Below are 26,208 nucleotides of genomic sequence, written 5' to 3'. Positions count from 1 at the left end.
TGCCTCCTTAATTGCCTTGGTTAATTTTAAAGTCTAGCTGAACTTGTAAACCAACTTGCTTTTGTGGCTTACCGTCAATAATTTTAGGACGGTATTTCCACTTGCTCAAGGCGCGTTTAGCTTCTCTATCGAAAATACGTTTAGGGTCTGCGTCAATTACTTCAACATCAGTAACCCCACCCAATTCATCGATTGAGAATGAAAGTTGTACCCAACCTTCTTTGCCATCACGTGCTGCTTGTGTTGGATATTTTGGTTCAATACGAACGATTGGTGTCGCATCACCGTCTCGTCCGAATGCCCCTGGACCACTTAGACCACCTGCCGAACTTCCCACATCAATGCTTGGCATGTTAAATGACATAGCACCAGGATTTGGGTTGTTATTTTCCGGCTGTGGCGGCTGCGGTTTAGGCGGCTGCTTTGGCGGTGGAGGCGGCGGAGGCGGTACTCGCTTCCGTTCCTGCACCTTAGATTCAGGCGGATTCGTCATAATTTCGACTATGATCTGCTCTTTTTGTTCCGTATTACGGTCAGCCCCACCAGAGATGAGGAAGGCCATGAAGTAGAACAAGCCGAAAGTAACTGCCCCACCTGCAATCAGTGAAAACAGAAAACGAATCATTACTGATCTCCAGCTATTGAAATTCTCAGGTTGTCGCCCGTCGCTTTGATCTGGTCCATAACTTTAACCACTACGCCGTGTTTTGCATCTTTATCAGCTTGCAAAATTACAACTTCAGTAGGTTGTTCTGCTAATAAACTTTCGATTTTTGCTGAAACACGTTCAACATCAACTTGCTGTTTATCAATCCAGATTTCGCCGTTGTCACGAATTGCAATAAAAATGTTAGCATTTTTTTGCTTCGTAGCTTGGGCCGCTTTTGGTTTATTGACCTCGATACCAGCCTCTTTAACGAACGATGTAGTTACGATAAAGAAAATAAGCATGATAAATACGATGTCAAGCATCGGTGTCATATCTACCGTTGCATCTTCTTCTTCACGAAAACGTTGTTTACGTGCCATATTTAATTCTCTCTCTAGTGATGAGGCATACTATCAACAAGCTTGGCTTTCACCATTCTCGCTCTTGCCTCAAGGCGTGAGCTAAAGAATACTCCAGATAATGCCGCAACCATTCCAGCCATTGTTGGGATTGTTGCCATTGAAATACCTGATGCCATTAAACGTGCATTACCTGTACCTTGGCTTGCCATGGTTTCAAAAACCGCGATCATGCCTGTTACTGTACCAAGTAAGCCAATTAAAGGACAAACAGCTACTAATGTTTTAATCAACAACATACGCTGATCTAATTTTTCAGACGCTTCAGAAATCCATGCTTCACGGATTCTGTGTGCGTACCAAGACGTAGTGTCTTGGCGGGCATCCCACTTTGCTACAATTTCCGACGATAAACGAGGAAATTCTGCAAGTAGGAACCAATAGCGCTCAATCATTAAAACCCACATAAGAAAGAGTGCTATCGCGACCACGTATAAAACCTGGCCGCCTGTGCCAACAAAATCCCTGATAGATTCCCAGATCTCCATCAGGACTAGCATTAGGCTTTCTCCTTCTCCGCGTGAGTAGCAATAATACCTGCGCTTTGCTCATCGAGGATGTGTAATACCGACTTACTACGACCCGCAACAACAGCGTGAAGAAGAATAAGTGGTAATGCAGCTATTAGACCTAGCGCAGTAGTTACAAGTGCTAGAGAGATGTTACCTGCCATGATCTTCGGATCACCTGTACCGAACAATGTGATTGTTTGGAACGTTAAGATCATACCGATTACCGTACCTAGTAGACCAAGTAACGGCGCGATTGCAGCAAGGATTTTAATGATATTGATACCAGCTTCAATGCGTGGCGTTTCACGGAGAATCGCTTCATCAAGTTTAAGCTCAAGGTTTTCAACATCTTGTGTTTTATTGTCATGGTACACTTTAAGAATACGACCCAATGGGTTATTTGTATTCGGTGTAGACACGTTTTTAAGCTGACTATTAATCTTACTACGAGTAAGAGTAAGGTCAATAAAGCGTACTAGTGTGATTAAGATACCTAAACCTAATAACGCAGTGATGATGTAACCAACTACGCCACCTTGGTGGAAGTATTCATCAAGTGTCGCTTTTTGTGTATTGATACGTAAGATAGCACCACGAGTCGGATCCACATATACACCAGCATAGTTATCAGAAGACGTATTTTCTAAGTCTTTAATACCAGCAAGGATATAACCATCAGGTTGTTTACCTAAAGGCTGAATCGATTTAGTTTCAGGCGAATAGATTAAGTAGCCATCGTCTGTTACTAAGTTGAAGTTACCGATACGGGTTACTTTCTTAACTGTTGCGTTACCGTCAAGACCTGCAACTTCAGTTTCAAAAGTAGAAACTTTAGCTGACTCAGTCATTTCAGTTTGTAGCGCTATCCAAAGCTCTTCAAGTTCACGAACTGTTGGTAACTCTTTAGCAGCAGCTAATGAACGTAAGATTTCAGCACGGCCTGGCTTTTCAGCAGAAACAAGAGATGCTTCGATTGAACCGATTGCATCTTGCGCAGCACGACGTACAACACCAAACATTTCACCTAACGTACCTTGTGCACTTTGAAGAGCAGCCTCTTTCTCAGCTAAGGTAGTTTCGTTTTGCGCATATTGCTTTGTTAAGCTATCACCACGTGACTTTTCAGCCGCTAATTGGCTTTTTGCTTTATTAAGTAACGCTTGCTTATCAGCACGATCTGATAAGAACTCTTGTTCACGTTGCTTATTGATTTTGCCTTCAGAGATACGCTCTTGCTTTACTTGCTCAAGAATTTTATCTAAAGCAGAAGTATTTGCATGTGCATTAAGCGCGGTACCTGCAGAAACAGATAGTACTGCTGCAACAGCAAAACCTTTAAATAGTTTCTTCATTATTGATTACTCCGCGCCAAAGATTGGTAGTTTAACAAGTTCTAATGTCGCTTGCTTACGCGCCATACGAATAACTTCTTTAACAGGTTTTAGGTATTCATCACCTAATTCTTTCCACTGTTTAGTGTTGTTATCCCATACCCATGCGTGTTTTAAGTCAAACGATTGAGCAACGTATGTGATACGACCAAGTTGGCCGAAATCAACGTTAATGCTCTTGCCATCAACTTCTAAAGTACCTTGTGAAGCAGCAACTAAAGAGCTGTATGCAGCTTCAATTGTGTATGCTTCTAATACTTGACGGAACTTCTCTGAAGTCGTTACAGAAGAAGAAACCATTGTTTCACGTAATCTTTCAACACGCGCCAAACGATTGTCACTGTTAAACGGAACGTCCGCTTTGATGAATTGCTCGAGCGTATCGATCATGCGATACATCAAAGGCACAACGTTTTGTTTTGTGTTGTCGATCGTAGCAATTTGACGGTCAAACGATTCAATTTGTGCATTTTGGTCAGCGACCAAACGTGCAACGTGATCGTTGTATACTTTCAATAGCTCAGATTCATCAACAACGCTACGGTACTCAGCTAATAGCTCTTGAGTTTGACCATATACATTGTCAATTTTAGTTTGAGACTTAACCGCAGCCGTTTGAATTTGTAGACCTGCTTTTTGCACGTCATTCAAAGGATCTGCAATCACATTGCTGCTTGCGAATGCAAAAGCGCCAACCAACGCAGTTGCTACAAGACTCTTTCTGATTTTAACAGACATAGTTCCCAACCAATTAAGTAATGTTACTTTTATAATTTAATTACCTCCCGAAGGAGACAACCCTGATATCTTTTAATAGATATCAACCCTCCAATAATGCTAAATGCAATGCATGCTGTCAACTTGATGTTTGGAATTAGATCGAAATAAATTAATTCAATCATTGCAAACTAAAACACAAAAAACAAAGGATTAACATAAATGCAACACCATTGAGTTTTCAGCTGGGATGAAAGCCGCTACCTAACAACAGTTCTACCGTCAGCCATGAAATACAAAACATAAATGTAACATTTTATGTGTAATCTAAGAGGGTTAAAAAAAGTTCATAATTATTTCGAATAAGCGTAATCATTCAGTAAAAAAGCCTTTTTATGCAGCCAAACCTAGGATATATCGCATATAAAAATTAGCAACTGGACCTTTTAAAGGAAAGCGTGGCGCATGATTAAGCCCTAAAGTAATACCTGTTTTCTCTGTAAGACTCAAAGAGTCACTGCCAGTGTTATCAAGATATTAGAAATAATCACATTAAACATGTTGAGGCGATATCCCCTGTTCCTATTTATACCGATTATTAACGTGCCAAACTTATGTATGAGCAATCAGAGGCAAAATAACACTATCTAATTAAATACTAATTTAATTAAAAACATCATCGTTATTGGTGTTGAGTAGCTGACTAACTGTATACAGTTGGTATAAAAAGTTTATAGAGGGACGCAAAGATGTACACCGCTTGTATTGAGCAGCATTTGGTCTAGTGAAATAGCATTCAGAATTTAGTGTATATTTATTGAATTTAAAAAAGTAGCGGTAGAAGATTTATTTTAAAAAAGAATTTGATGAGAGGAATTATGGTGAAACAGAGTCCTGTTTCACCAAGTTGAACCTAGGTTCACATAATAAAAATTATGCTAGTTCTACGTTCTCAGCTTCAGGGCCTTTTTGGCCTTGCTTGATGCCGAAAGACACTTGTTGGCCTTCGCTTAGAGTGCGAAAACCTGAGCCTGTAATAGCGCTGAAATGTACGAATACGTCAGGACCATTTTCTTGTTCAATAAAACCGAAGCCTTTAGCTTCGTTGAAGAACTTAACTTTACCAGTAACCGTGTTTGACATACCAAATTTTCCTGTAAGTCAATAATTAAAATTCAGCCAGATTGGCTATATCCTCCCTGAGTGAATGCCCAATAAATCGCTGGGATAAAGTACAGGAAGAAGTAATAACCATTAACCGGAAACCTTACACGCCGCACATTAACCAAAAAATTCAATACGCAAAAACTCAAAGCAAGTTAAGGTTAACACAATATAATTGTTTTAGCTCTATTAATTGAGAATTATTTTAATGCTTTTAACATCAACTCAATAAAACCGTTCAAGTGATTAATTTTAATACAAAAAGCACACCTTTCTTAGCTGTGCTTTACTGACTTTATGGTTATTTAATCAGCCAATCAATTGTGCTTTCGGCTTTAATTGGCACTACGTGATCATTTCCTAATGGGTAACTTGCTGGCACTGTCCATGGTTGCTTTAGAAGTGTAACTGTATCTGTATTACGTGCTAAACCATAAAAGTCTGGACCAAAATGACTTGCAAAGCCTTCTAGCTTATCAAGCGCACCGGCTTCTTCAAATGCTTCCGCGTATAACTCAAGTGCAGCATGAGCGGTGTATGCTCCGGCACACCCACATGCGGCTTCTTTTTTATCTTTATAATGCGGCGCGGAATCAGTACCTAAAAAGAACTTAGCACTGCCACTGGTCGCAGCACTAATAAGTGCTTGTTGGTGTGTATTACGCTTTAATATTGGTAAACAGTAATAATGTGGGCGGATCCCCCCCGCTAGCATATGATTGCGGTTATACAATAAATGATGTGCCGTAATGGTTGCAGCCACATTATCAGAGGCATTATTTACAAAATCAACGGCATCTTTCGTGGTGATATGTTCAAGCACAATTTTTAAATCTGGGAAGTCTTGTACCACATCAATTAAAATTGTCTCTAGAAATACTTTTTCACGATCGAATATATCAATCGATGAATCTGTCACTTCACCATGGATCAGCAATAACATACCAACTTCTTGCATGGCTTTTAATGCTGGGTAAATCTTTTTAATTGATGTTACACCAGAATCAGAATTTGTTGTCGCACCTGCTGGATACACTTTACCGGCAACGATTTTACCAGTGGCATGCGCTTTTTTGATTTCATCCGCGCTCGTGTTATCAGTTAGATAAAGCACCATCAGAGGCTCAAAATTTCCTTGTGGTCCAGCCGCCATAATACGGTCGCGATACGCTAAAGCCGTTTCAGTACAGGTTGCCGGAGGAACTAAGTTTGGCATAATAATAGCGCGTCCCATATAACGGCTAATATCACGCACTGTATCTTTTAATTGATCCCCATCACGTAAATGAACATGCCAGTCATCTGGGCGAGTGATAGTTAACGTTGACTGAGTGTCGAAGGCTTGCTTTGTCATTACTTGTTTCCTCGGCTGAATTTAGTTGATCATATGCATATGCCCTATCTGAGTAAAGATTTTATTGCGGTTTTTACTGATGCTTTTTATCAACGGATAGAATGAAAGCACTGAATCATCAATAGTTTGGCGTGCGTTTTCCTTTACGTACATATCTTGCTAATTTTATTTATTCTTTGTCTAAACGTTAACATTCCGTTAATCTATAGATTCATTAATGACACAAAACGGTATATTCACGCGTGGCATATGCAGAATAAAGTAGACTTATCTTCAGCGCTTGATGCTAAAACCGAGCAACTGAGTATTATTAATCAGTTTTCATCAAGCTTATTACAGTTAGATAAACTCGATGAACTATTCAACTATGTCACCACTGAAGTAGTTAAACGGCTAGGTTTTGTTGATTGTGTTATTTATATTGCCGATGAAAGTGCTACAACCTTGCATGAAGTCGCATCAATGGGAGTGTCTCCTGCTAATAGTAACTATGCCATAGAACGAAAAACCATCGCATTTAATCAAGGCATTACTGGTTATGTTGCTTCAACAGGCAGTGCAGTCATTATTGGTGATGTCAGTACTGATAGCCGTTATATCGCAGATGTACGCCCTGCAATGTCTGAACTATGCGTACCATTAGTTTATAAGCAGCAGGTTTTAGGAGTTATAGACTGCGAGCATCCGGTACGTAACTATTTTAGTGATGCCCATCTTGAAATTTTAACCACCGTAGCGCATTTGCTCAGTGCTAAAATAAATCAGGTCAACACCGTTGAAAACTTGCAACAAACGGTAAGCAAATTAAATGCAGCACAAAAGCTAGAAGGAACGCTTTTACAAATAGCAAATTTAACCTATCAAGCCAATGATTTGGATACTTTTTTAGAAGCATTGCATGGCATTATGACCAACTTGCTGCGCGCTGATAACTTTTTGGTAGGGCTATACAACAAAAATATCGATATTCTCGATATTGTTTACATTGTCGAGGAAGGAGTACGTTCAAATGCCCATAAAAAGATATCAAAAGAGCAACTAAAACATACTGCATCTTATTATCTTTTAAATTCCGAACAGCCATTACTATTAAATAAAAAAGAATATCAACAACATATAAATGATGGCCACTTTAAAATGGTGGGTCGCCAGTCAGAATCTTGGCTTGGTGTACCATTTAAAGTAAGCGATCATATAAGCGGTGTGATCGTGGTACAAAGTTACGATAAAACTCACCATTATAATGATCATGACCGCACCCTACTGACGTATGTCAGCCGCCAAATTAGTATGGCCATCGACAGACAACTATCTCGCCAAGCACTGGAACATCGTGCTTTGCATGATGAATTAACTGGGCTTGCTAATCGCTCTTTACTAATTGACCGCATTAAGCACGGCATTTTACGGCTTACTCGAACACCCAAAGGGCGATATCATGCGTTGCTGTATCTAGATTTCGACCGTTTCAAAAGCATCAATGATTCATTAGGACATGAAGTGGGCGATCACTTTTTAATCGCCATTTGTAAGTTAATTAAAGGCACAATTCGAAATACCGATACATTCGCACGACTCGGTGGTGATGAGTTTGCTATTTTTATGGAAAATATCACTCACAAAAACCAAGTTAACGACGCACTAAAACGGATTAAAAAAGTCCTCGCTGAGCCACTTAATATTGATGGCCATTTACTGCAAGCTTCGACCAGTATTGGCGTTGCATTTTGTGAAAACGAAAACGACAAAGCCTATCAGTTATTACAGCATGCCGATGCTGCAATGTACGAAGCTAAATCAACAGGCCGTGGCCAAGTAAGATTTTTTAATAACACCATGCGTAAAAAGCTCAAAAGCCACGCTGATATAGAAAATGATTTACAGCATGGCATTGAGCATAATGAGTTTGAGTTATATTATCAGCCGATCTTTGCTATACAACAATGTAACGTGGTCGGTTTTGAAGCACTCGTGCGTTGGCATCACCCACGCAAAGGCTTTGTCTCACCTAATGATTTTATTTCAATAGCAGAACACACTGGGCAAATAATTAATCTCGACCTGCATTTATTAGATCTGGCAGGAAAACAAATAGCTGCGTGGCAACAACAAGGTAAACGTTTCTTACGTGTGACAGTGAATGTTTCCTCACGACATTTTGCAAGCATAGACTTTATCTCACAAATTCATGCTATTTATAATAAATATGAGCTAGCATTAGGCTCCTTATGTTTAGAGATCACCGAATCAGGTTTGATCGAAAACTTAGAATTAGCAACTAAGATAATTGAAGGGTTAGCGCCATTAAAAGTAAAGTTATGTTTAGATGATTTTGGCACGGGGTACTCTTCTTTGGGTTACTTACACCAACTGCCAATTCATGTGCTAAAAATTGATAAGAGCTTTATTGACCGCCTTAAAGACACCGCCACGCCATTGGTTGACGCCATTTTGTCATTGGCATCATCACTTAAGTTAGATGTTGTAGCCGAAGGAATTGAAACTCAAGAGCAACTCGCCATATTACAAAAAACTCAATGTGATTTTGGCCAAGGCTTCTTAAAAGCTAAACCCCTGCCCGCCGATCAAGCAATTTTATTGATTGATAAACCACTTTAACAACCATAAAAAAAAGCCTTGATTAATCAAGGCTTTTTATAAATTAACAACTGGCAGGATCAGCCAACCAACCAATGTGCCATCAGGGCAATAACGGGTAACGTGATCAAGGTTCTGAGAATAAATATTACAAATAATTCAAATATATTGACTGGGATTTTACTACCCAATAAAAGCGCGCCCACTTCTGACATGTAAATCAACTGGGTTACACTCATTGCCGCAATAATAAAACGAGTAACATCACTTTCGATCGTGCCAGCAGCTAATATTGACGGAATAAACATATCCGCAAAGCCAACCATGATCGTTTGCGCAGCAGTTTCTGCTTCTGGGATTTGTAATAACTCTAAAAATGGGATGAACGGTTTGCCTAAATAAGCAAATATCGGCGTATATTCAGCAATAACTAATGCGAACGTGCCCACAGCCATAACCACAGGTAATACTGCAAACACCATATCTAATGCGTTGTGAATACCTTCTTTTATGGTACCAGCAAAGCCCGGTGAGTTTTTAGCTTTGTGCAGCGCTACATGTAGCGCATGTTTGAACACATTTTTGCCATGTGGCACGCGTTCTTTATGCTTATCAGGCTGACTTCCATCAATATATATATCTTTTTTAAAGCTCAATGGCGGTATACGTGGCACGATCAGCGCAGCAACAACCCCAGCTAAACAAACGGTTAAATAAAACGGGGCAAATAATTTTTCCAGCCCTACTTGGCCTAATACCACCAAACAAAACGTAATTGATACCGCGGAGAACGTAGTACCGATAATCGCCGCTTCACGCTGAGTATAATGCTTTTCTTCATATTGGCGCGCAGTCATTAAAATACCCACACTGCCATCACCTAGCCACGAGGTTGCACAATCAACAGCACTTCGCCCTGGAACGCCAAATAACGGGCGCATTACTCTAGTTAATAACGTGCCTACTAACTCAAGCAAGCCAAAATTCAACAATAAAGGCAGTAATAAACCCGCTAAAATAAATACCGAAAATAACACCGGCAATAAATCTTTTAGCACTAAGCCACCGGTATTTCCTGATGTAATACCATCGAAAAGTGGAATTAAAAACTCTGGTAACGTCGATTTAAAATCCGGATTATTAATACTTAAAACCGTTAAGATAATAAACGCCATACCAAATAAGCGGATCACTAGCCAAAGCCAATGCACATCAAAAAGATGCTTTAAAATAGTAGATTTCATTAATACCGCAGGCTTAAAAGCCTTGAAAATCAATGATAAAACACCTGTAGTACAAATAATTAGAGTGATCAACGTATCGGCATACGATGTAATATGTGCTTGCACCGCTTTTGCCATAACAGCGATAGGAATAGTCATTGCCCCGTCCATTGGCACTGGAGTCATGAATAAGAGGACGCCAATCAATGAAGGAACTAAAAAATTAAACCATACCTTAAAGTCAAACTGCGGGTGAGAGGAAGCTAGATTAGACATTATTTTCAACCTGTAGAAACCACAAAAAGAGCAAAAGCTCTTTTTGTGGTGTTATTATTATTTATTATTAAATTTTAATACCGCGTTGGCGCAGAGCACTTTCTAACGCTTGTTGTAAGTCATTCATCGTACCAGGCTCTAACGTTGTGCCTTCATCGTCCATCCACGTTAAGCTAGTACCACCTTCTTTGGTGCGACTGACTAAGATTTGATATTGGCCGTTTTCAATCGGCAATTCAGCAAGTTCTTCACCCCAAATTGAATCCCAAACACTTGATTCAGGTTTGTTGTAATCAGCCGTGATCAAACCACGTTCTTGATCAATTTCAACTATCGTAAACGATAGGCGCTCAAGAAATCCTGAGAAACGATCAAATATTACAAAGTAATCCTGTTCAGTTACCAGTGCCGCATTGCCTTTATTATCAAAACCCATTTCCAGCGAAATAATGCCTTGTTGTTTACGTATTTCAACTTCAAGTTGACGATAGCGATAATCAAACTCAGCCACTACTTGGTTCAGTGCACGCACTTCTAGCTGCTGTTGTAAAACTGGTGTCAATGGCACATCTTTACTTTTATACTCAGCTAACTTAGCGCTTAATGAAGCTGTGCGTTGATGTGACTTTTCTTCAATAGTAAAAATAAAACGTTGCTCAGATACCGCAGTATCGCTATCCCATAACCAACCTTCTTCAGGTTTAATTATGGCATACCAGTCAGTTTCTATTGAACCTAATAACTTATCTTGTTTGATTGCCTTTGTTTGGTGTTCCGCTAACACAGCGTGCACAGAATCCCAAATAAACTCATCTAAATCGGCAATACCATCGTTTTTATCAAAATAAACGCGTGCTTGTTTATCACCTTCTTCAACCCAACTGCCTTTTGCCACAGTTAATACTTGTGCTGGGGGACGATAGTTTGTTGAATCCGGATTATTGTCATATTCCGCCACATCCATTTTATAAATGGGGTCTAAAGCTGGCTGAGCCAATTGTCCTGGCACTTGTACCGGCTCACTGGCACGGTAATTACGTTTTTGATGCGCTTCGTCAGTGAACACACCACATCCTGACAAGCTAACCAATACGCTTACAGCAAGCGCTTTTGGGATCCAATACTGCACAGATAATTCTCCTTAGCATACCCTTAATTGTTTTAACAAATATATGAGTGGGTTATGCCGATTTGGTTCAGTGTAAAGTCAATATTAACTTTACGTATCTTGTTTTTATGCAAAACCCGTTACTTTGGGGTACGGCTAAACGTAAGTGTCAGCCTGTCAATATGCAAAATTTTAACTATGGTACTTTCCCATGCCACTAAAAACAAGAAACACTGTGCTTTAATAACAGCTTAATTATCTCGGCCTGTAGTTTAGCGATTGTTTTGTGTTAAACTTCGCCGCCGTGTGGTGGTAATTGCCGGCTTAGCTTACTCTGATTGTTATTAATAATATAACCTAGGTACTTGAATTCATGACTGCTTTTTCAAATCATCAGATCGTTTTAACTGCCATTGGCGATGATCGCCCTGGTATTGTCAGTGAATTAACCCAATTAGTCAGTGACTGTCACTGTAATATTATTGATAGTCGCATTGCCATCTTAGGCAATGAATTTACATTTATTATGCTGTTATCAGGTGATATGTCGGCAATCAGCCGCATTGAACACACCCTGCCCCTCAAAGGCATGGAGCTGGGCTTACTCACTATGATGAAGCGGACAGCCAGTCATACTCAAAGTGAATTTTGTGCTGGCTACACCCTCGAATATACAGGTATCGATACACCTGGCACGTTAAGTAAAGTTACCCGCTTTTTTGCCGACAACCACATTAGTATTTGTTCTTTAAAGTCAGATACCTATGACGAAGAAAAAGATACAAAAATGCGCTGTGAACTGGAGTTTAACATTCCTGTTGAGGTTGACATTGATACGTTTAAAGTCCAATTTGAAGATCTGTCGCGTACTCTAAACGTAGATTACATATTTCGACGCATTCGCTAAGGAGCAAAGCATGAACACAATTAATCCATTACAAGCCGGCGACAAAGCCCCCGCTTTTAGCTTACAAAACCAAGATGATGAAACAATCGTCCTTGCAGAGCTATTAAAAGAGCAGCAAGTATTAGTGTACTTTTATCCAAAAGCATCAACACCTGGTTGCACCGTGCAAGCTGAAAACTTACGTGATGAAAAAGCCGTGTTAGCACAGCTAAATACCCGCGTGGTTGGTATCAGCCCTGATCCGGTAAAAAAATTAAAGAACTTTGAAACCAAAAAAGAATTAAACTTTGACCTACTTTCAGACGAAGATCACGCGATTGCAGAAGCATTCGGCGTATGGGGCTACAAAAAGTTTATGGGTAAAGAGTACGACGGCCAACACCGTTTAAGCTTCTTGATCGGCCAAGACGGAACAATAAAGCACTTTTTCGATAAATTTAAAACCAAAGACCACCATCAAGTGGTGCTGGATTATTTGACTAAATAATCGGTGCTAGGTGCTACAGAGTTGAACTTAAGCGTTGCCGATTGGCAACGCTTTTTTTATGCACGAGAGTACGAAATAAAAGCGCACCTACAACATACTTGTAGTTGTTATTAAAAAACTACTTTTTTACATGACATCGCTAACGGTTTTACTATCAACAAATTGTTCAAAACTGATGATCTTACCCTCTTTGAGTATCCATAAATGGGCGACTCTGGCCTTAAAAAATTTGCCTGTGGCTTTATTGGTTCCGCTATAGCTACCATAAGCAAACACCTTGTCGCCAGCAGCAACATAGTCTTCTACCGCAAAATTATAACCATTCCATTCACTGCCTAACCGTACAAATACATTTTTTTCAATTTCATCAAAGCCTTGGTAGGTTCCGGCATATGGAAAACCAGCGGCTTCCGTCCATTGTGTTTCGTTTGTTATATAACGCTTGAGGTTTTTACCGTTTTCTTCTGAGGTCTTACCTTCATAAGTACTTTTTACAATATCAAGATTGGTCATCGATTTAGTCTCCAGATTAAAACTATTGTAATGTTCTAATGACGATATTTTGGCAGTGGTACTGCATGCTTGAAGCATAGCCAAAGCCATTACTATCGTGATTACTCGCTGAATTCCCCCCATGAAATGAAGCCTGTACAAAGAGTTGAACAGACCTTTCAAACTGCAAGCAGCTTGAAAAGCCATAAATAAATTTAAGCTGTAGTAATTAGCCCCAAGGCATCTCGCCCATAATAACTTTGGCACTTAACGCCAATACGCTATCGCCGCCAATATTTGGATAGCTTGCTTTCATTTTACTCATCAATTCACTTGAATTAGCTGAAGACTTGGCTGCAGCTTCAAAGTCTTGAATGTATTTGCGAGTAAAGTGCACCGCTTCAATAGTCAATGGCTTATCACCTAACATATGACCAGAGATCACAGTTTTAGGATGCAGCTGCTCAATAACATCAAGGGTTTTATACCAACTTTGACGTGATTCAGGTGTTTGCGTATCTGCTAAAAAAACATGCATGTTGTTAAATACCACAACACCACCCAACATAGTTTTAGTCGAAGGGATCCATAAAAAAGTATGTTTTGGATCATGACCGTCAAGACCAACAATATTCACTTTTTCACCATCAACCAATAAGGTGTCGCCTTGCAATACTTCTGGCAAAACTAGTTTTTGCGGTGCGTTTTCTTTAAGAATTGGCCCCCAATAAGCCTTTTTAGGCACCATTGACGCTTTAATATAATCTCGGGTTTTAGCAGTTGATAATACCTTAGCATCAGGATAGGCCTCGGTGATCACGTCTAAGCCAAAATAATAGTCAGGATCACCATGACTAATGTAAATAGTGGTTAATTTTTTACCTGATTTTTTAATCAACTCAACCACTGATTGTGCATCATTACGCTGAAATTGCGCATCAACTAAAATCGCTTCGGTTGGACCGCTGATCAACACCGAACTAACTGGGAACGTGCTTTTTTGTTGTGGATTAAACACACTGGTTGCAAGTGTTGCACTAACTGCATTGGCAGATACTGCCATCATTGTAGCAAGCGTGCTTGCCTGAATTAATTTAGATAAAAATGTCATAGTAGCCTCTAAAATGTCGCTCATTTAGCGAGTAAATTGGGTGTTTTTAAACGTGTAAAATTATTGGTTAATCAATCGTATTAATTAATTGTTTTACATAAGCTAACCACTGCTGTGGCTGACCGTAATAACGCGAGTGATCTAATTTAGTAAATGCGCCATCGCCGTGCTCAAACGCAAGTGTTGGAAACCCACTACCGCCAACTAAATTCAACATCTGCCGCGCTTTAATTATTTGCTGCTGCGTTTTTTCGCCACTAAAAAGGCCAAACGCATTTAAAAAAGCCCTAGAGCTAGCACCAAGTTGAGTGGCTATGTTAGCTAAATTAGCTATATCAGACTGAGAACGGCCAAGTACAAATTGATCAACTTGCATTCTATGCAGCATGGCAACAGTATTAAGACCTAAAGATCCACCAGCTAATAGCGCCGTGATCGGCGTATCTGAATCTAAAATTCGCTGCTTATCATCTAATAGCGTTTCATAATAAGTTGGACTAAATACTTGCCCCGTTAAACTCGTGATCCTGTTATCCATGGCGATTATTTGCTGATGAAAATCAGCTGATAACTGACGTTTATTAGCCCCTGAAAATAAGCCGCCGCCATACAGCTTAATATCTATTGTTGTTAATTGAGTGAGTTCATCAATCAGCGGTGCGACGGCATAACACCAACCACACTGCGGATCCATAATGAAATGCAAGGTCTTCATTTTATTTTCCTATCAGCAGTATTAAATTTATGAAACAAGTATAAATTGCAAATATGTTGCAATAAACATCACAACAGGCAATAGTTAATTGCATATATCGAACATATAGGAAATAAAATGGACAGGATCACCGCAGCTCAAGTCTTTGTTAGAATTGTCGAGCAAGGTAGTATGGTCAGCGCAGCGCATTCGTTAGATATGTCGCGCTCGATGGTAACTAGGTACTTAAGCGAAATGGAAAGTTGGGCGAATAGTCAGTTATTACATCGCTCTACGCGTAAACTCACGCTCACCGCCGCAGGTGAAAAAGCTTTTGTCAATTGTCTGTCGTTATTAGATTTAGCCAAACAAGTGTCTATCCCTTTAGAGCAAGATCATGTCGCACAACCTGAAGGGTCGATCCGTATTTCTTGCTCTCAATTTGTCGCCGCTAATTTATTGCCAGCAGTAATTGATCAGTTTTTAGATGAGTATCCCAAAGTACATATAGATATTCATATCAGTAACCAAGTAACTAATTTAGTTGAAGATAGAATCGATCTAGCAATACGTATTACCAACGACTTAGACCCCAATATCATTGCACGCCCGCTGGGTCGTTGCCGCTCAGTGTTATGCGCCACCGAAGATTACCTAAATCGTTTTGGTTACCCTGTTTATCCTGATGATTTGGCCAAACATAATTGCTTAATTTATTCTAATTTTGGAAAAAGTTTGTGGCATTTCAGCAAAGAAGAACTCGCAGTTGTTACTTCAGTCGCTGGCAACTTCAGTGCGAATGAATCAATGCTCTTACTTCAATCAGCACTCAAAGGACGCGGTATATCTTTACAACCTAAACATGCCGTACAACAGTTGATCAATGATAAAAAGCTGGTTCATGTGCTCCCCAACTATGAGCCAGCGTCCTTAGGTATTTACGCCATATACCGTTCTCGCAAACATCAATCTATCGCGATTAGAAAGTTACTCGAGCGCCTAATTGCGTATTTTGAAAAAACAGACACTTAAAAATACAAATAACTTAAAATTAATAAGCGCATAAACCAGCTAATGCTACTTAAACGCCCGTGGTATTGCTCAACCGTTTGATTCAAAAAGGTGAGCTCTGTTTTACTCAATTTTACCCATTGCAAATACTTTTTCGTCAATAACGTAGCTTTACACAGCTTATGCCAGCGTAGAATTATAGCTTTGTCATTAAGTCTATTTGCTTTTTATCATCAACTTAAGTGCTAAGTGCGTGTGATTACTCATCACTGCATACGCACACAGGGAAATACAATGACCAAATTTTAGGCTGGGTGTCTTGTTTATTGTCTAGAAAAAATTAGGCCGCGATGAGACCGCAATAATCGATTACTGCGTAACGCAAGCTACTGACGTATCGACAGACGAATTAAACGAGTTTGTTTATTAATTTAGAATTGACCAACATTATATAAAAACGGTCAAAAAGACTAATAGCGCTTATTGGCAGAGTTAAGGCTCATATGTGTCATACGCTTGCTTCCAATTGACCAAGTAGTTCATTAAGAACTTCTAGCTCCGCGTCGTTATTTGATTGGCCTTCGATTTCATCTACTCGGTGACGAACTAGGTGCCACTCATTTTCGTTTTTGATTTTACCTTTAGCCACGATACGCTCTAGCTGCGCCTTGCTTTTTTGAAAGAAGCGAGGCAAATGCAAGCCGACAACTTTATAAAAGACCTCGATTGCTGACGACCTATATTGTGCATTTAGCTCACCAAGCATCAGATGCGTGTCACGTAGCCCTTGTTCAAAACCTGATGCGATTTCAGAAGGCTTAACTGCGTTATCAGGGTTATTAATTATTTCGTTAACCTGACCCCAAAGACAAAGGCCAGCTATTTAATAACGGCTCTAACTCTGGGCTATTTAGTTTGCCAAGTGCATCGGCTAATTCCATGTATACATAAATTAGAGTATCTAGCTTCTTAGATCTCATGGAAAACCCTCAATTCCATAGTGCTATGAGCCTGTAGAATAACTCATTTTTAATTTATTTTTATTGATGGTTTAACCATAGTCCCATTAAACAGAGTTTACTTACATAGGTTTTAACAAACTAAGAAAACGCCCTCTCCCCATTTTGAAAACGTTATTTTACATTTCTTTTAAACCTTTGTGTGATTATTAACATCTTTAGATTGATTTTTAGCCGCTTACAAGATAGCCTCCATTTTAGGTACTAACTCATCGAATTAGTTAGTTTGAATAGTTTTTTACAAGGAAGTTATAGTGAAAGTTAATGTATTTTTTTTATTATTTTTTATCGTTTTTTTGTCAGGTTGTGGTGGCTCGTCAGATACACCCGCCAAACAAACCACTGTTGTTAATCAGGCACCAGTCGCAGTAATTACCGTAGCTCAAGAGTCAATATTTGTTGTTGGGCAAGAATTTGTTTTTAGTGCCGCCAAAAGTCATGATGCCAATAAAGATAAGCTCACATATCAGTGGTCATTAGTTAACAGTGATAAGCAAGCTATCAGCTTAGCTAATACCACCGCACAAAATATTACCTTGGCCTTTGCTACTAAAGGTGAATACCTGCTAACACTTGTGGTTAATGATGGTACCGTCAATAGCGTCGTTGCTTCATATGATATTAATGTTGAGCAAGCGACGGCGGCAGTGGTAGCACATGCAGGACCAGATCAAAGCGTTAAACTCGGAACGTTAATTAAGCTCAGTGGAAGATCAAGCTATGTCTTGCAGGGCAATATTCACTATCAATGGAGCTTGATTGATAAACCGGCGAGCAGTATTGTAGTGTTAGACAAAATTAACTCGATAGAAAGTGAGTTTATAGCCGATGTTATGGGGCAATATCGCCTTAGGTTGATCGTTAGTGATGATACAGGGCAACAATCAACAGACGAAGTCGATATTGAGGTAAAGCCACATACTGAAAATAGTAGCCCTAATGCAGCGATTTCTTTTATTGCTCCGCAAGTATTAATGTCACAAACACTTAATTTAAGTGCTCGTGATAGTTATGATGTTGATGGCGATCTATTAACCTATTTATGGGAAGTTATTAGTCAGCCAAGTAATTCCAGTGTGGAGCTCAATAATTATCGCACGGTCGATGCTGAGTTCTCTGCCGATACGCCAGGAGACTATGAAATAGAGTTAACTGTTGCTGATCCTACTTTAGCTTCAACAAGCACCAGTGCGATAGTCAAGGTAGTTTCGGGTAATCAAGTACCTGTTGCTAATGCAGGACCCGATAAAATCGTTAACACAGGTCAAAGTATTCCGCTGTCAGCTATTGCTAGCTATGATCCTGAGCAATCTCCTTTAGCATATCAATGGTCTTTAATTAAAAAACCTGATGATAGTGATCTGCAATTAATAACATCAAATCAACAAATAATAATGGTTGAATTAGATGTTGACGGTGAGTATGTTTTTTCTTTGGTTGTTAATGACGGTCAAGCTGACTCAACACCGAGTCAAGTTCGTATCACCGCGAAAAGTAATCAAAAACCTATCGCTAAAATAAAGGCTGCAACCTCTGCATATTTGTACCAAGAAGTAACATTAGATGGCAGTGGTAGTCAGGATCCTGAAGGAGCAGACCTGAGCTATCAATGGGTATGGCTCAGTCAGGCTGGCGATAGTGAGTTAAATGATGCTCAATCTCAAAACCCGAGTTTTACTCCGCTAGTAGGGGGTGAATATGTTGTGCAGTTGATCGTTAATGATGGTAGCCAAAGCTCAGATCCAGTGCAGCTGGCTATTACCGCCCAAGAAAATTTACCGCCTGTTATTCACCTTGCGGGAGACAGTGAACGAGCTACTTCTTATGGTAGCGAAGTAATACTTGACGCCTCATTAAGTAAAGATCCTGAGGGAGGCGCACTAACGTATTCTTGGACTTTAAGTAAACCTGAATATAGTAGGTCAATTTTAGCAAATACCACTGAAGCGATAACCTCATTTACGCCACTAACCCTTGGTACTTATACTGCTTCGGTTAGTGTAACGGACGATGCGGGTAATACGGTTGTAAAACACATTTTAATTGCTGTTTCTCTGCATGATGTTAGCTGGCTTGGTAGTGTTAGCGGTCGTCTGGTTGATGCTTTAGGGCGCGGCCTTGCTAATGTCGATCTGTTTTCAAGTGAAGCAATAATAGACAGTTTATATTTCTCTACGGATGATAATGGCTATTATCAAGCAGTAATAGGCGTAGGAGTAGAGAAGAAATTTAGCATTATGGGTTTTAGCTCTCCATTTACATCTGCTACCGTTGTGAGAGAGCAGCAGGTAACTACCAACCACTTTATTATTGACTTAGGAACAAAAACAGCACTTATTAAGCAAAATGTCCGTATTGGTTTGACAGCTTGTGAAGGGTATAGCGGCCCTACTGAGCTTAAGCTTAAATTTAACTCATTAGATTTCACGTTAGAAGGGGGAGAATTAGATCAGTCCGTTTCTGACAATCAAACAATCACTATTGGCAAAACCAAAGATTTTTCAATACTTGCACCTTTTTTATATCGTGTAGAACCAGATGATTATCCTGTTACTTGGATAAAAAACACCGAAAAAGGAGATTATGATCATAAGGAAGAATGGCAATTAGATTTACGTGCTAACTCAAATGATGTTGTTGAGCACACATTTGAAATCTGTGACCAACTCACCCCATAATGATTAAATCTTGCTTGATAAACCTTTATCGAATTTTCAGCTTAGGTCGATTCAATTTATCTTAATCAGAAAAGCTTTTGTACTAGTATAGAAGCTTTTTTGAGTAGATATCACTGATTTTTAGTGAGACGTTCAGCTCTATATCACCTAGATACACCAAGATTTTAGTATTGAATATCGCGAAGATAGCCCACCATTACCCGCTAATGAAACCTTTAAAATTAACAAAGGATCTTGTAGTGAATTGTCTTAGATGCAAATTAATCTGCTGCGCCATTTTGGCATTGCCGTGCGTTTTGTCAGCGGCTATTTCTATTTTGATATGGAAACCCCTTCGATGAACTGCACGCTTGGCAGAGGTTTTTTACCTGGTACAGGTTGGTTAGGTTTTAACCCCAACCATGGTATTTTGACTGATAATACCCACTTTGCTGTCGCGTCCAGCGCCCCCCGAAAACACCATGCCTACTATGGTGGTATACGGGGCAGCGCAACATCGCAATTAATCACCAACTTAAGTAAAGAAAAACGTCGATAACCTAAAGTCAGGCTAATGCTAAGGCGACAGAAAGGGTGCTGTTTGGCTGGCCTTTGACTTAGCGACATTGGCCGGTGGTCCTTGAGCAACAATACTCCCACCTTCATCGCCCGCACCAGGACCAATATCAATGACCCAGTCACTACGGCTCGCGACCTGCATATCGTGTTCAACCATGATTACGGTGTTACCTGCGTCTACCAGACCATTTAATTGCAACATCAACATAGCGACATCTGCGGGATGAAGGCCATTAGTGGGTTCATCGAGAATATATAAAGTGTCACCGCGTTGCGCTCGTTGCAACTCAGTAGCTAATTTTATCCGTTGCGCTTCACCGCCCGATAATTCGGTAGCAGGCTGACCAAGCCTTAAGTAGCCGAGCCCCACTTGCAACAAGGCATCCAAAGCGCGCGCTATTAAAGGCTCATCCATAAAAAATTCACGGGCAGTTTCAACGGTTAAATTAAGCACTTCAGCGATATTTTTATCTCGATAAGTAATATCGAGCGTTTCGTCATTGTAACGCTGCCCTTGGCATACCTGACAAGGCGAATAAACACTAGGCAAAAACAACAATTCGACACTCACAAATCCTACGCCTTCACAATTCGAACAACGCCCCTTTGCTACATTAAACGAAAAGCGCCCTGCGTTGTAGTGCCTCGCTTTTGCTTTGGGTGTGGCGGCGAATAGCTTACGTACGTGGTCAAACAAACCGGTGTAAGTGGCAAGGTTTGAGCGTGGTGTTCGGCCAATAGCTTTCTGATCCACGGTCACTAAACGTCGGATGTGCTGTATGCCATCAACAATTTTACCGCTGGTGGCGATTTCTAATTCTTCCTCAAGTAAATCAGTCTCATCATTGGGTGCCTCGACGGTATTTTGCTGACCAAGGGCATCAGACACAAGCTCCACCAGCGCCTGACTGACTAAACTCGATTTTCCCGAACCCGAGACACCGGTAACGCTAGTCATAAGCCCTAGCGGAAACTCAATGTCGATATTCTTCAAGTTGTTTCGCTTAACCTGAACTAATTTGAGCCAAGCATTCGGCTGTCTTGGCCTATGTGCTGCACTGTTATCTTTATTAAACACAAATCGACCAGTGTAAGACTCGGTTACCTCGCGCAAGCCCTCAAGCGGACCACTGTAAATAATTTCTCCGCCATGGATTCCAGCATCGGGACCTACATCAACAATCCAATCTGCATGGCGAATAACGCTAACATCATGCTCTACCACAAATACTGAATTACCCGCTGCGATTAATTCATCTAAGGCACCTAGCAATGCTTGAGTATCAGCGGGATGCAGACCGGCTGAGGGTTCGTCTAATACGTAAACGACACCAAATAATTGAGAGCGGATCTGCGTTGCAAGGCGCAGGCGCTGTAGTTCGCCCGGAGATAACGTGGGCGTACCACGTTCAAGCGACAAATAACCCAAACCAAGTCGAGTAAGCGCTTCAACACGAGTAAGAATATCGCTGGCAATACGCTGTGCGACGATGGCTTTTTCTCGATTAGCGGTGTTATCGTCGGGCTTGCTATTAGCAGTATCCTTTAACCGCAACGCCAACTCAGTCAGCGTCAATTGCGACAATTCACCAATATCAAGTCCAGCAAATTTAACCGACAGTGACGCTTGTTTGAGTTTTTTTCCCTGACATTCGGGGCATTGAGAAATTTGCATAAACTGCGACACCCGCTTTTTGGTGCGCGGGCTTTGCGTAGTAGCAAATGACTGCAAAATAAAACGCTTAGCGCTTGTATAGGTCCCCATGTAATTGGGCTTTTCCCCTTTATCAATTGCTTCTCGTATTTGGCTAATATTGTAGTCTCGATAAACCGGCACTTCAGGGGTTTCATCGGTAAACAAGATCCAATCCCGCGTTTTTTGCGGCAATTTTTTCCAGGGAGTATCAACTTCATGGCCCAATGCAATCAAAATACGCAATAAATTTTGCCCTTGCCATGCTGGTGGCCATGCCGCGATAGCGCGTTCCCTAATGGTCTTGCTGTCATCTGGTACCAACGACTTCTCTGTCACTTCAAATACACGACCTATACCATGGCATCGCTCACAAGCGCCCTCTGGAGTATTAGGCGAGAAGGCGTCAGCGTAAAGTATATTTTGACCTGTTAGATATTGCCCTGCACGGGAATAAAGCATGCGCAAGCCATTAGAAATCGTGGTAACACTACCAACAGATGAACGCACCGATGGAGTTCCTCGCTGCTGTTGCAGTGCTACTGCTGGCGGTAACCCTTCGATTGAATCAACATCTGGCTCCTCTACTTGATCAATCAAGCGACGGGCATAAGGCGAAACAGAATCTAGGTAACGACGCTGAGATTCCGCAAACAAAGTGCCAAAGGCCAATGACGACTTTCCTGAGCCAGAAATACCAGTAAAAACCACCAAGGCATTACGGGGCAAATCAACATCGATGTTTTTTAAGTTGTGAACCCGCGCACCTCTGACTTGGATACATTCATCAGGCTCAGTATGACTAGGTTTGTTTTTTTGTCGAAAGATTGTTATCTCCTTTTTTGTAGCGTGTTGGCATAAAAAAACCACCTTACGGTTTTATAGATATGGAGGTTGATGATAAATTAGCAAGGCTAAAATTATTCAGCATAATTGATTGGAATGAATTTATTTTGGCAGGATAAGTCAGGCTTAACTCCTTACCCAACGAAAGAGCCATAACAATTTACCGTGGGTGAATAATATCTATCAGATCACAGTAACCAACTCAATTAAAGGTTAAAAAAAAATCAAGTTAATTGTGTAGAACCAGTTCCTAAATGAGTAATTCTACAGCCTGAACGCACGCCTAAACGGCGAGCAACTTATTGCGAGTCCAGCGGCCGCAGGCCGCGATGTTTAAGGAGCTTGTTATGTACCTATTCACTCATGAGCTTATAGGCAATTGGGTACTCATTTTTGTAAGAATCAGAATTCAAATGTTCAGCTAATGAGGCACAAGTATTTTCTTTTTCGGACTGACTCATTTTGTTAAATAGAATGATCTTATTTCTTGAAACTTGCTTTGCCATTTCAAATAGCTGTTCACGCATATCTATTGGAGTTCTATCTAGCCCGTCAGTTAAATTAGCAACCACAGAACTATTTCGAGTCTTCCATTTATCAATAGCTTCTGAAAGTAGCGCTCCTTTTTCAGGTGCTTTCCGTTCGCACATGAACTTTATAACATCTACTTTTTTAAAGTAGCCATATATTATTCCAACTGCCTCTCCCTCATTTTCGGCATCTAACTCAGAGTTTGAGTGAGCAAAACTGGATATCATCGCAGCAAAAACAACTATAAATACTCTCATACTCAACCTAGGCACATAACGTTTAACATATGGGGATTTTAGGAGCGCTTTTTCAGCGAGTAAAATTCCCACCATGATATTTTTGTTAGCACTTAATTGCATATTTCCAATTATCTCTATTGGCATAAAAAACCCAAGTTAAATTTTGAGGGACAAGATACAACTCTAGTATTTCTGTAGATTTCTGAAATTCAAAAAATGACTCAATAGTGAATTGGAAAGAATCACTCAAACGCTTGGGTTCTCCTAACTTATGATAAATCCGCTCGAAAATCTCGAAAGCCCAAACTGATTCAGCATTTTTAAATTCAGGAGTGTCAGTAAATACTTTTGTAAATGCAGCTAAATCTAACCATTGTTCAGTTTCTGAATTTAAGCCTTTAACAATTTTCCAGGAACCATCTCGTAGATACAAATCATCGTTGAGTGAGGTATCAATAATGGAATCCAAGCTTAAAAAATTCACAGTTCTATCCTTGAGTGCTAACGCCAAGCTCACCTGCAGTTTTAGCGTTGAGCAATTGTGTAAAATTGAGCTACGCGACATACACAATTGAGCGTAGCAAAAAATGTCAGGTGCAGCCTTTTGATAAGTGCTTTCACCACCATTTGGGATACTCTTTAAATGTATTAGCCAGCCCCTTCTTGACCCGTGGAGCCAACAACAATATGGAGTTGATATTTGCTGCGCTTGACGACATGCGCTCATCTCTAGGATTTATTTCTAATTCTGTGGATGCATCCGACCCACGTACTGCAAATAAGACATAATCACTCATATCTCTAAGTGTTGCTTCTTGAATCTGACTTAATTCTTTCTCAAACCGATCAAGTTCATCCGTTTCAATCCAGACATGAGGATAGTTAAATTTCATGCTTTGGGAAAGAGGGTTGTCATCCGGTTTGGTTTTAAGTTCTATTTCAATAGAAAATGCAATAGAACTAGTTCGCCCCTCAATCTCTAGTGGCTCAAGAGACAGCCTGAATCCATCATTTGTATATTCGATAGCACTCATATTTTTTAGCACTAAACGCCTGAATAATGTGTGAGCTAGTTTGGCAGTTTTATTGCGCTGTTTGCAACTAAAAATGACAAACTAAAGAGAATCACTATTTATTCTCTTGTATGGCATACTTTTCTCTGTTTTGCGTATATATAGATTAAGTACAAGAAGCAACAATAAAGAAAATAAAACGTGTATACCTGAATTTGAGCGAGCAATACCAAATTCTTCCACTGAGACATCTGCGCTGTTTAATTCTAGCCATGATGCATAGTATAAATGCTGATCTCCAGTCCACAACGAAATAACATATGAATTTTCATCTGGAAATCCAAGCTCATCTACTACATGAGATGGGTAATCACCCAGAAAGAACTCTATGTGAAAATTTTTCACATAGTTCTCAATTTGTTGGTTTGCTTCTACCCAACCAATTAGCTCTGATTCGCTAGGAAATAAAGCTTTATCAGCTTTAAATTCGTTTACGTAATTTACCATTAAGTTTAAATCATCACGAATACTATGATAATAGCGAATACTCTGCTCGATACTTTCCTTATTAGAATCAGAATAGGTTCCTCCTCCGGTGGAAAATATGAAAAGCCACACAAGAAAGTAAAGTGAAATGGTAACGTTGAGTGCAATCTTTATCATGTATCCCTAACGAGGCTGTAGAATAACTCGTTTTTAATTTATTTTTATTGATGTATTAACCATAGCCGAGTTCCTATTTTGATTCAATCGGTTACTTCGATTTTACGTGAAATATAAAAAGAGGATTTACTGTTGCTTTAATGGGCGTTTTGGAATGTATGACAGGTGTTTAAGTGGCTTATTTGGAGAGGTAGCAGCTTACCTTTATTAATGCATCGTGTTTTGCAGCTTTTCTCAATAAAAAGGACATACACATATTTTGTCAGGACAATTTAGCACCCCTCTCGTGGGTATGTATAGTATAATTATTTTTTGCACACTGTTAGTGTTAGTTACAGAGCTTAGAATTGGGGTGCTTGGAAAGAATTTGAGGCGAAGCTAGGCCGTCACTTTGTTCAATAGTGTATTTTTAAAACAACCTAATAATGATGCAACTATTCAGCCTGTGCCTTTGTACCATTTTACATCATTACTGGCGGCTTGCTGCCTGCAATAAAAAGGACAAACACATATTTTGTGTCAGAGAATTTAGCACCTCTCCCGTCATAGGTAACCGTATCATTATTTTTTGCACACTATTAGTGTTAGTTACAGAGCTTAGAATTGAGGTGCTTGGAAAGAATTTTAGGCGAAGCTAGGCCGTCACTTTGTTCAATAGTGTATTTTTAAAACAACCTAATAATGATGCAACTGTTCAGCCTGTGCCTTTGTACCATTTTACATCATTACTGGCGGCTTGCTGCTTTAACCGTTGTTTGCTGCCTGCAAAATTTGAGTACTGCTGCCTAAAACGTTGAATTGATTCAAGCCATTGTGCCTCTTCTATATTCAAAGTCAGGAGCACTTTTGGCATAG

General features: G+C 40.0%; 25 protein-coding genes and 2 pseudogenes. 6 read left to right on the top strand and 21 right to left on the bottom strand.

Features of this window, described 5'->3' with window-relative positions:
- Positions 1 to 7: 7 nt before the first annotated feature.
- The 7 genes from PSR9079_RS19270 to pyrC all read right to left on the bottom strand — a co-directional run bounded on the left by PSR9079_RS19270 (position 8) and on the right by pyrC (position 6,206).
- Entirely contained in the window at positions 8 to 625 is a 618-nt protein-coding gene (locus PSR9079_RS19270) for an energy transducer TonB (RefSeq protein WP_149982894.1), read from the bottom strand.
- Positions 625 to 1,029 (bottom strand): ExbD/TolR family protein, encoded by a 405-nt coding sequence (locus tag PSR9079_RS19265; RefSeq protein WP_054205753.1) that lies wholly within the window; start codon positions 1,027 to 1,029, stop codon positions 625 to 627. Before PSR9079_RS19265 ends, PSR9079_RS19270 begins: the two co-directional genes overlap by 1 nt.
- A gap of 14 nt (positions 1,030 to 1,043) precedes the next feature.
- Positions 1,044 to 1,568: a MotA/TolQ/ExbB proton channel family protein gene (locus PSR9079_RS19260; RefSeq protein WP_145241564.1), complete on the bottom strand. Its 525-nt coding sequence runs from the start codon at positions 1,566 to 1,568 to the stop codon at positions 1,044 to 1,046.
- Positions 1,568 to 2,932: a MotA/TolQ/ExbB proton channel family protein gene (locus PSR9079_RS19255; protein WP_149982893.1), complete on the bottom strand. Its 1,365-nt coding sequence runs from the start codon at positions 2,930 to 2,932 to the stop codon at positions 1,568 to 1,570. Before PSR9079_RS19255 ends, PSR9079_RS19260 begins: the two co-directional genes overlap by 1 nt.
- Before the next feature lie 6 nt (positions 2,933 to 2,938).
- Positions 2,939 to 3,709: a DUF3450 domain-containing protein gene (locus tag PSR9079_RS19250; RefSeq protein ID WP_149982892.1), complete on the bottom strand. Its 771-nt coding sequence runs from the start codon at positions 3,707 to 3,709 to the stop codon at positions 2,939 to 2,941.
- A gap of 912 nt (positions 3,710 to 4,621) precedes the next feature.
- The gene (locus PSR9079_RS19245) at positions 4,622 to 4,831 is read right to left on the bottom strand and encodes a cold-shock protein (RefSeq protein WP_145241558.1); all 210 of its coding nucleotides are present in this window, start codon (positions 4,829 to 4,831) and stop codon (positions 4,622 to 4,624) included.
- A 322-nt stretch (positions 4,832 to 5,153) separates the two neighbouring features.
- Positions 5,154 to 6,206 carry a dihydroorotase gene (gene pyrC, locus PSR9079_RS19240; protein WP_149982891.1) on the bottom strand — a complete coding sequence of 351 codons (1,053 nt, stop codon included), beginning with the start codon at positions 6,204 to 6,206 and terminating at the stop codon, positions 5,154 to 5,156.
- A gap of 249 nt (positions 6,207 to 6,455) precedes the next feature.
- Here pyrC and PSR9079_RS19235 point away from each other — a divergent pair, with 249 nt between their 5' ends.
- Positions 6,456 to 8,825: a bifunctional diguanylate cyclase/phosphodiesterase gene (locus tag PSR9079_RS19235; protein ID WP_149982890.1), complete on the top strand. Its 2,370-nt coding sequence runs from the start codon at positions 6,456 to 6,458 to the stop codon at positions 8,823 to 8,825.
- A gap of 59 nt (positions 8,826 to 8,884) precedes the next feature.
- Here PSR9079_RS19235 and PSR9079_RS19230 read toward each other — a convergent pair whose 3' ends face one another.
- Both PSR9079_RS19230 and bamC read right to left on the bottom strand, forming a co-directional pair.
- A complete protein-coding gene (locus tag PSR9079_RS19230) occupies positions 8,885 to 10,303 on the bottom strand; it encodes a YjiH family protein (RefSeq protein ID WP_149982889.1) in 1,419 nt (472 codons plus the stop codon).
- A 67-nt stretch (positions 10,304 to 10,370) separates the two neighbouring features.
- Positions 10,371 to 11,432: an outer membrane protein assembly factor BamC gene (gene bamC / locus PSR9079_RS19225; RefSeq protein ID WP_149982888.1), complete on the bottom strand. Its 1,062-nt coding sequence runs from the start codon at positions 11,430 to 11,432 to the stop codon at positions 10,371 to 10,373.
- A 352-nt stretch (positions 11,433 to 11,784) separates the two neighbouring features.
- Here bamC and PSR9079_RS19215 point away from each other — a divergent pair, with 352 nt between their 5' ends.
- Positions 11,785 to 12,318, top strand: a complete 534-nt coding sequence (locus PSR9079_RS19215) for a glycine cleavage system transcriptional repressor (RefSeq protein ID WP_145241549.1) — start codon at positions 11,785 to 11,787, stop codon at positions 12,316 to 12,318.
- Positions 12,319 to 12,328: 10 nt separating this feature from the next.
- Positions 12,329 to 12,805 carry a thioredoxin-dependent thiol peroxidase gene (gene bcp / locus PSR9079_RS19210; RefSeq protein WP_149982887.1) on the top strand — a complete coding sequence of 159 codons (477 nt, stop codon included), beginning with the start codon at positions 12,329 to 12,331 and terminating at the stop codon, positions 12,803 to 12,805.
- A gap of 126 nt (positions 12,806 to 12,931) precedes the next feature.
- Here the strand turns inward: bcp and PSR9079_RS19205 are convergent, their stop codons facing one another.
- The 3 genes from PSR9079_RS19205 to PSR9079_RS19195 all read right to left on the bottom strand — a co-directional run bounded on the left by PSR9079_RS19205 (position 12,932) and on the right by PSR9079_RS19195 (position 15,123).
- Complete coding sequence (locus PSR9079_RS19205) at positions 12,932 to 13,396, bottom strand: nuclear transport factor 2 family protein (protein WP_246175613.1); 465 nt, start codon at positions 13,394 to 13,396, stop codon at positions 12,932 to 12,934.
- Positions 13,397 to 13,526: 130 nt separating this feature from the next.
- On the bottom strand, positions 13,527 to 14,408 hold the full coding sequence (locus PSR9079_RS19200; RefSeq protein WP_149982886.1) for an MBL fold metallo-hydrolase: 882 nt from the start codon (positions 14,406 to 14,408) through the stop codon (positions 13,527 to 13,529).
- A 67-nt stretch (positions 14,409 to 14,475) separates the two neighbouring features.
- On the bottom strand, positions 14,476 to 15,123 hold the full coding sequence (locus PSR9079_RS19195; RefSeq protein ID WP_149982885.1) for a DsbA family protein: 648 nt from the start codon (positions 15,121 to 15,123) through the stop codon (positions 14,476 to 14,478).
- A gap of 117 nt (positions 15,124 to 15,240) precedes the next feature.
- On the opposite strand from PSR9079_RS19195, the gene PSR9079_RS19190 reads away from it, so the two are divergent.
- Positions 15,241 to 16,134 carry a LysR family transcriptional regulator gene (locus PSR9079_RS19190; protein ID WP_149982884.1) on the top strand — a complete coding sequence of 298 codons (894 nt, stop codon included), beginning with the start codon at positions 15,241 to 15,243 and terminating at the stop codon, positions 16,132 to 16,134.
- Positions 16,135 to 16,154: 20 nt separating this feature from the next.
- On the opposite strand, the pseudogene PSR9079_RS24070 reads toward PSR9079_RS19190, so the two are convergent.
- The 3 genes and pseudogenes from PSR9079_RS24070 to PSR9079_RS24170 form a co-directional block, all read right to left on the bottom strand.
- Positions 16,155 to 16,407 (bottom strand): annotated as a pseudogene (locus PSR9079_RS24070) (hypothetical protein); the annotation flags it as partial.
- Positions 16,408 to 16,621: 214 nt separating this feature from the next.
- Complete coding sequence (locus PSR9079_RS23720) at positions 16,622 to 16,762, bottom strand: hypothetical protein (protein ID WP_179959225.1); 141 nt, start codon at positions 16,760 to 16,762, stop codon at positions 16,622 to 16,624.
- A gap of 202 nt (positions 16,763 to 16,964) precedes the next feature.
- A complete protein-coding gene (locus PSR9079_RS24170; RefSeq protein ID WP_257325656.1) occupies positions 16,965 to 17,093 on the bottom strand; it encodes a hypothetical protein in 129 nt (42 codons plus the stop codon).
- A gap of 293 nt (positions 17,094 to 17,386) precedes the next feature.
- Here PSR9079_RS24170 and PSR9079_RS19180 point away from each other — a divergent pair, with 293 nt between their 5' ends.
- Together PSR9079_RS19180 and PSR9079_RS19175 are read left to right on the top strand one after the other, a co-directional pair.
- Entirely contained in the window at positions 17,387 to 19,810 is a 2,424-nt protein-coding gene (locus tag PSR9079_RS19180) for a PKD domain-containing protein (protein ID WP_149982883.1), read from the top strand.
- A 253-nt stretch (positions 19,811 to 20,063) separates the two neighbouring features.
- On the top strand, positions 20,064 to 20,348 hold the full coding sequence (locus PSR9079_RS19175; protein ID WP_149982882.1) for a transglutaminase-like domain-containing protein: 285 nt from the start codon (positions 20,064 to 20,066) through the stop codon (positions 20,346 to 20,348).
- 18 nt (positions 20,349 to 20,366) lie between these two features.
- On the opposite strand, the gene PSR9079_RS19170 is transcribed toward PSR9079_RS19175, so the two are convergent.
- The 6 genes and pseudogenes from PSR9079_RS19170 to PSR9079_RS24065 form a co-directional block, all read right to left on the bottom strand.
- Positions 20,367 to 22,895, bottom strand: coding sequence for an excinuclease ABC subunit UvrA (locus PSR9079_RS19170; protein WP_149982970.1), 2,529 nt, complete (start codon positions 22,893 to 22,895; stop codon positions 20,367 to 20,369).
- A 365-nt stretch (positions 22,896 to 23,260) separates the two neighbouring features.
- The gene (locus PSR9079_RS19165) at positions 23,261 to 23,821 is read right to left on the bottom strand and encodes a hypothetical protein (RefSeq protein ID WP_246175612.1); all 561 of its coding nucleotides are present in this window, start codon (positions 23,819 to 23,821) and stop codon (positions 23,261 to 23,263) included.
- A complete protein-coding gene (locus tag PSR9079_RS19160) occupies positions 23,781 to 24,161 on the bottom strand; it encodes a hypothetical protein (protein ID WP_149982881.1) in 381 nt (126 codons plus the stop codon). Before PSR9079_RS19160 ends, PSR9079_RS19165 begins: the two co-directional genes overlap by 41 nt.
- A 133-nt stretch (positions 24,162 to 24,294) precedes the next feature.
- Positions 24,295 to 24,711, bottom strand: coding sequence for a hypothetical protein (locus PSR9079_RS19155; protein ID WP_145241528.1), 417 nt, complete (start codon positions 24,709 to 24,711; stop codon positions 24,295 to 24,297).
- Between the two features lie 81 nt (positions 24,712 to 24,792).
- Complete coding sequence (locus PSR9079_RS19150) at positions 24,793 to 25,353, bottom strand: hypothetical protein (protein WP_149982880.1); 561 nt, start codon at positions 25,351 to 25,353, stop codon at positions 24,793 to 24,795.
- 694 nt (positions 25,354 to 26,047) lie between these two features.
- A pseudogene (locus tag PSR9079_RS24065) lies at positions 26,048 to 26,208 on the bottom strand (alpha-amylase family glycosyl hydrolase); the annotation flags it as partial.

Origin of the sequence: Pseudoalteromonas rhizosphaerae, from assembly GCF_902498845.1 — a bacterium.
Classification (GTDB): Bacteria; Pseudomonadota; Gammaproteobacteria; order Enterobacterales; family Alteromonadaceae; genus Pseudoalteromonas; species Pseudoalteromonas rhizosphaerae.
The sequence above is the reverse complement of the archived record's forward strand: the minus strand, read 5'-3'. Positions and strand labels throughout refer to the sequence as shown.

What these genes read in the sequence shown, in the direction of transcription:
- PSR9079_RS19270 (WP_149982894.1), bottom strand. Translation starts at nt 625, where the DNA reads ATGATTCGTTTTCTGTTTTCACTGATTGCAGGTGGGGCAGTTACTTTC.
- PSR9079_RS19265 (WP_054205753.1), bottom strand. Translation starts at nt 1,029, where the DNA reads ATGGCACGTAAACAACGTTTTCGTGAAGAAGAAGATGCAACGGTAGAT.
- PSR9079_RS19260 (WP_145241564.1), bottom strand. Translation starts at nt 1,568, where the DNA reads ATGCTAGTCCTGATGGAGATCTGGGAATCTATCAGGGATTTTGTTGGC.
- PSR9079_RS19255 (WP_149982893.1), bottom strand. Translation starts at nt 2,932, where the DNA reads ATGAAGAAACTATTTAAAGGTTTTGCTGTTGCAGCAGTACTATCTGTT.
- PSR9079_RS19250 (WP_149982892.1), bottom strand. Translation starts at nt 3,709, where the DNA reads ATGTCTGTTAAAATCAGAAAGAGTCTTGTAGCAACTGCGTTGGTTGGC.
- PSR9079_RS19245 (WP_145241558.1), bottom strand. Translation starts at nt 4,831, where the DNA reads ATGTCAAACACGGTTACTGGTAAAGTTAAGTTCTTCAACGAAGCTAAA.
- pyrC (WP_149982891.1), bottom strand. Translation starts at nt 6,206, where the DNA reads ATGACAAAGCAAGCCTTCGACACTCAGTCAACGTTAACTATCACTCGC.
- PSR9079_RS19235 (WP_149982890.1), top strand. Translation starts at nt 6,456, where the DNA reads ATGCAGAATAAAGTAGACTTATCTTCAGCGCTTGATGCTAAAACCGAG.
- PSR9079_RS19230 (WP_149982889.1), bottom strand. Translation starts at nt 10,303, where the DNA reads ATGTCTAATCTAGCTTCCTCTCACCCGCAGTTTGACTTTAAGGTATGG.
- PSR9079_RS19215 (WP_145241549.1), top strand. Translation starts at nt 11,785, where the DNA reads ATGACTGCTTTTTCAAATCATCAGATCGTTTTAACTGCCATTGGCGAT.
- bcp (WP_149982887.1), top strand. Translation starts at nt 12,329, where the DNA reads ATGAACACAATTAATCCATTACAAGCCGGCGACAAAGCCCCCGCTTTT.
- PSR9079_RS19205 (WP_246175613.1), bottom strand. Translation starts at nt 13,396, where the DNA reads ATGCTTCAAGCATGCAGTACCACTGCCAAAATATCGTCATTAGAACAT.
- PSR9079_RS19200 (WP_149982886.1), bottom strand. Translation starts at nt 14,408, where the DNA reads ATGACATTTTTATCTAAATTAATTCAGGCAAGCACGCTTGCTACAATG.
- PSR9079_RS19195 (WP_149982885.1), bottom strand. Translation starts at nt 15,123, where the DNA reads ATGAAGACCTTGCATTTCATTATGGATCCGCAGTGTGGTTGGTGTTAT.
- PSR9079_RS19190 (WP_149982884.1), top strand. Translation starts at nt 15,241, where the DNA reads ATGGACAGGATCACCGCAGCTCAAGTCTTTGTTAGAATTGTCGAGCAA.
- PSR9079_RS24170 (WP_257325656.1), bottom strand. Translation starts at nt 17,093, where the DNA reads ATGAGATCTAAGAAGCTAGATACTCTAATTTATGTATACATGGAATTA.
- PSR9079_RS19175 (WP_149982882.1), top strand. Translation starts at nt 20,064, where the DNA reads ATGCAAATTAATCTGCTGCGCCATTTTGGCATTGCCGTGCGTTTTGTC.
- PSR9079_RS19165 (WP_246175612.1), bottom strand. Translation starts at nt 23,821, where the DNA reads ATGCCAATAGAGATAATTGGAAATATGCAATTAAGTGCTAACAAAAAT.
- PSR9079_RS19155 (WP_145241528.1), bottom strand. Translation starts at nt 24,711, where the DNA reads ATGAGTGCTATCGAATATACAAATGATGGATTCAGGCTGTCTCTTGAG.
- PSR9079_RS19150 (WP_149982880.1), bottom strand. Translation starts at nt 25,353, where the DNA reads ATGATAAAGATTGCACTCAACGTTACCATTTCACTTTACTTTCTTGTG.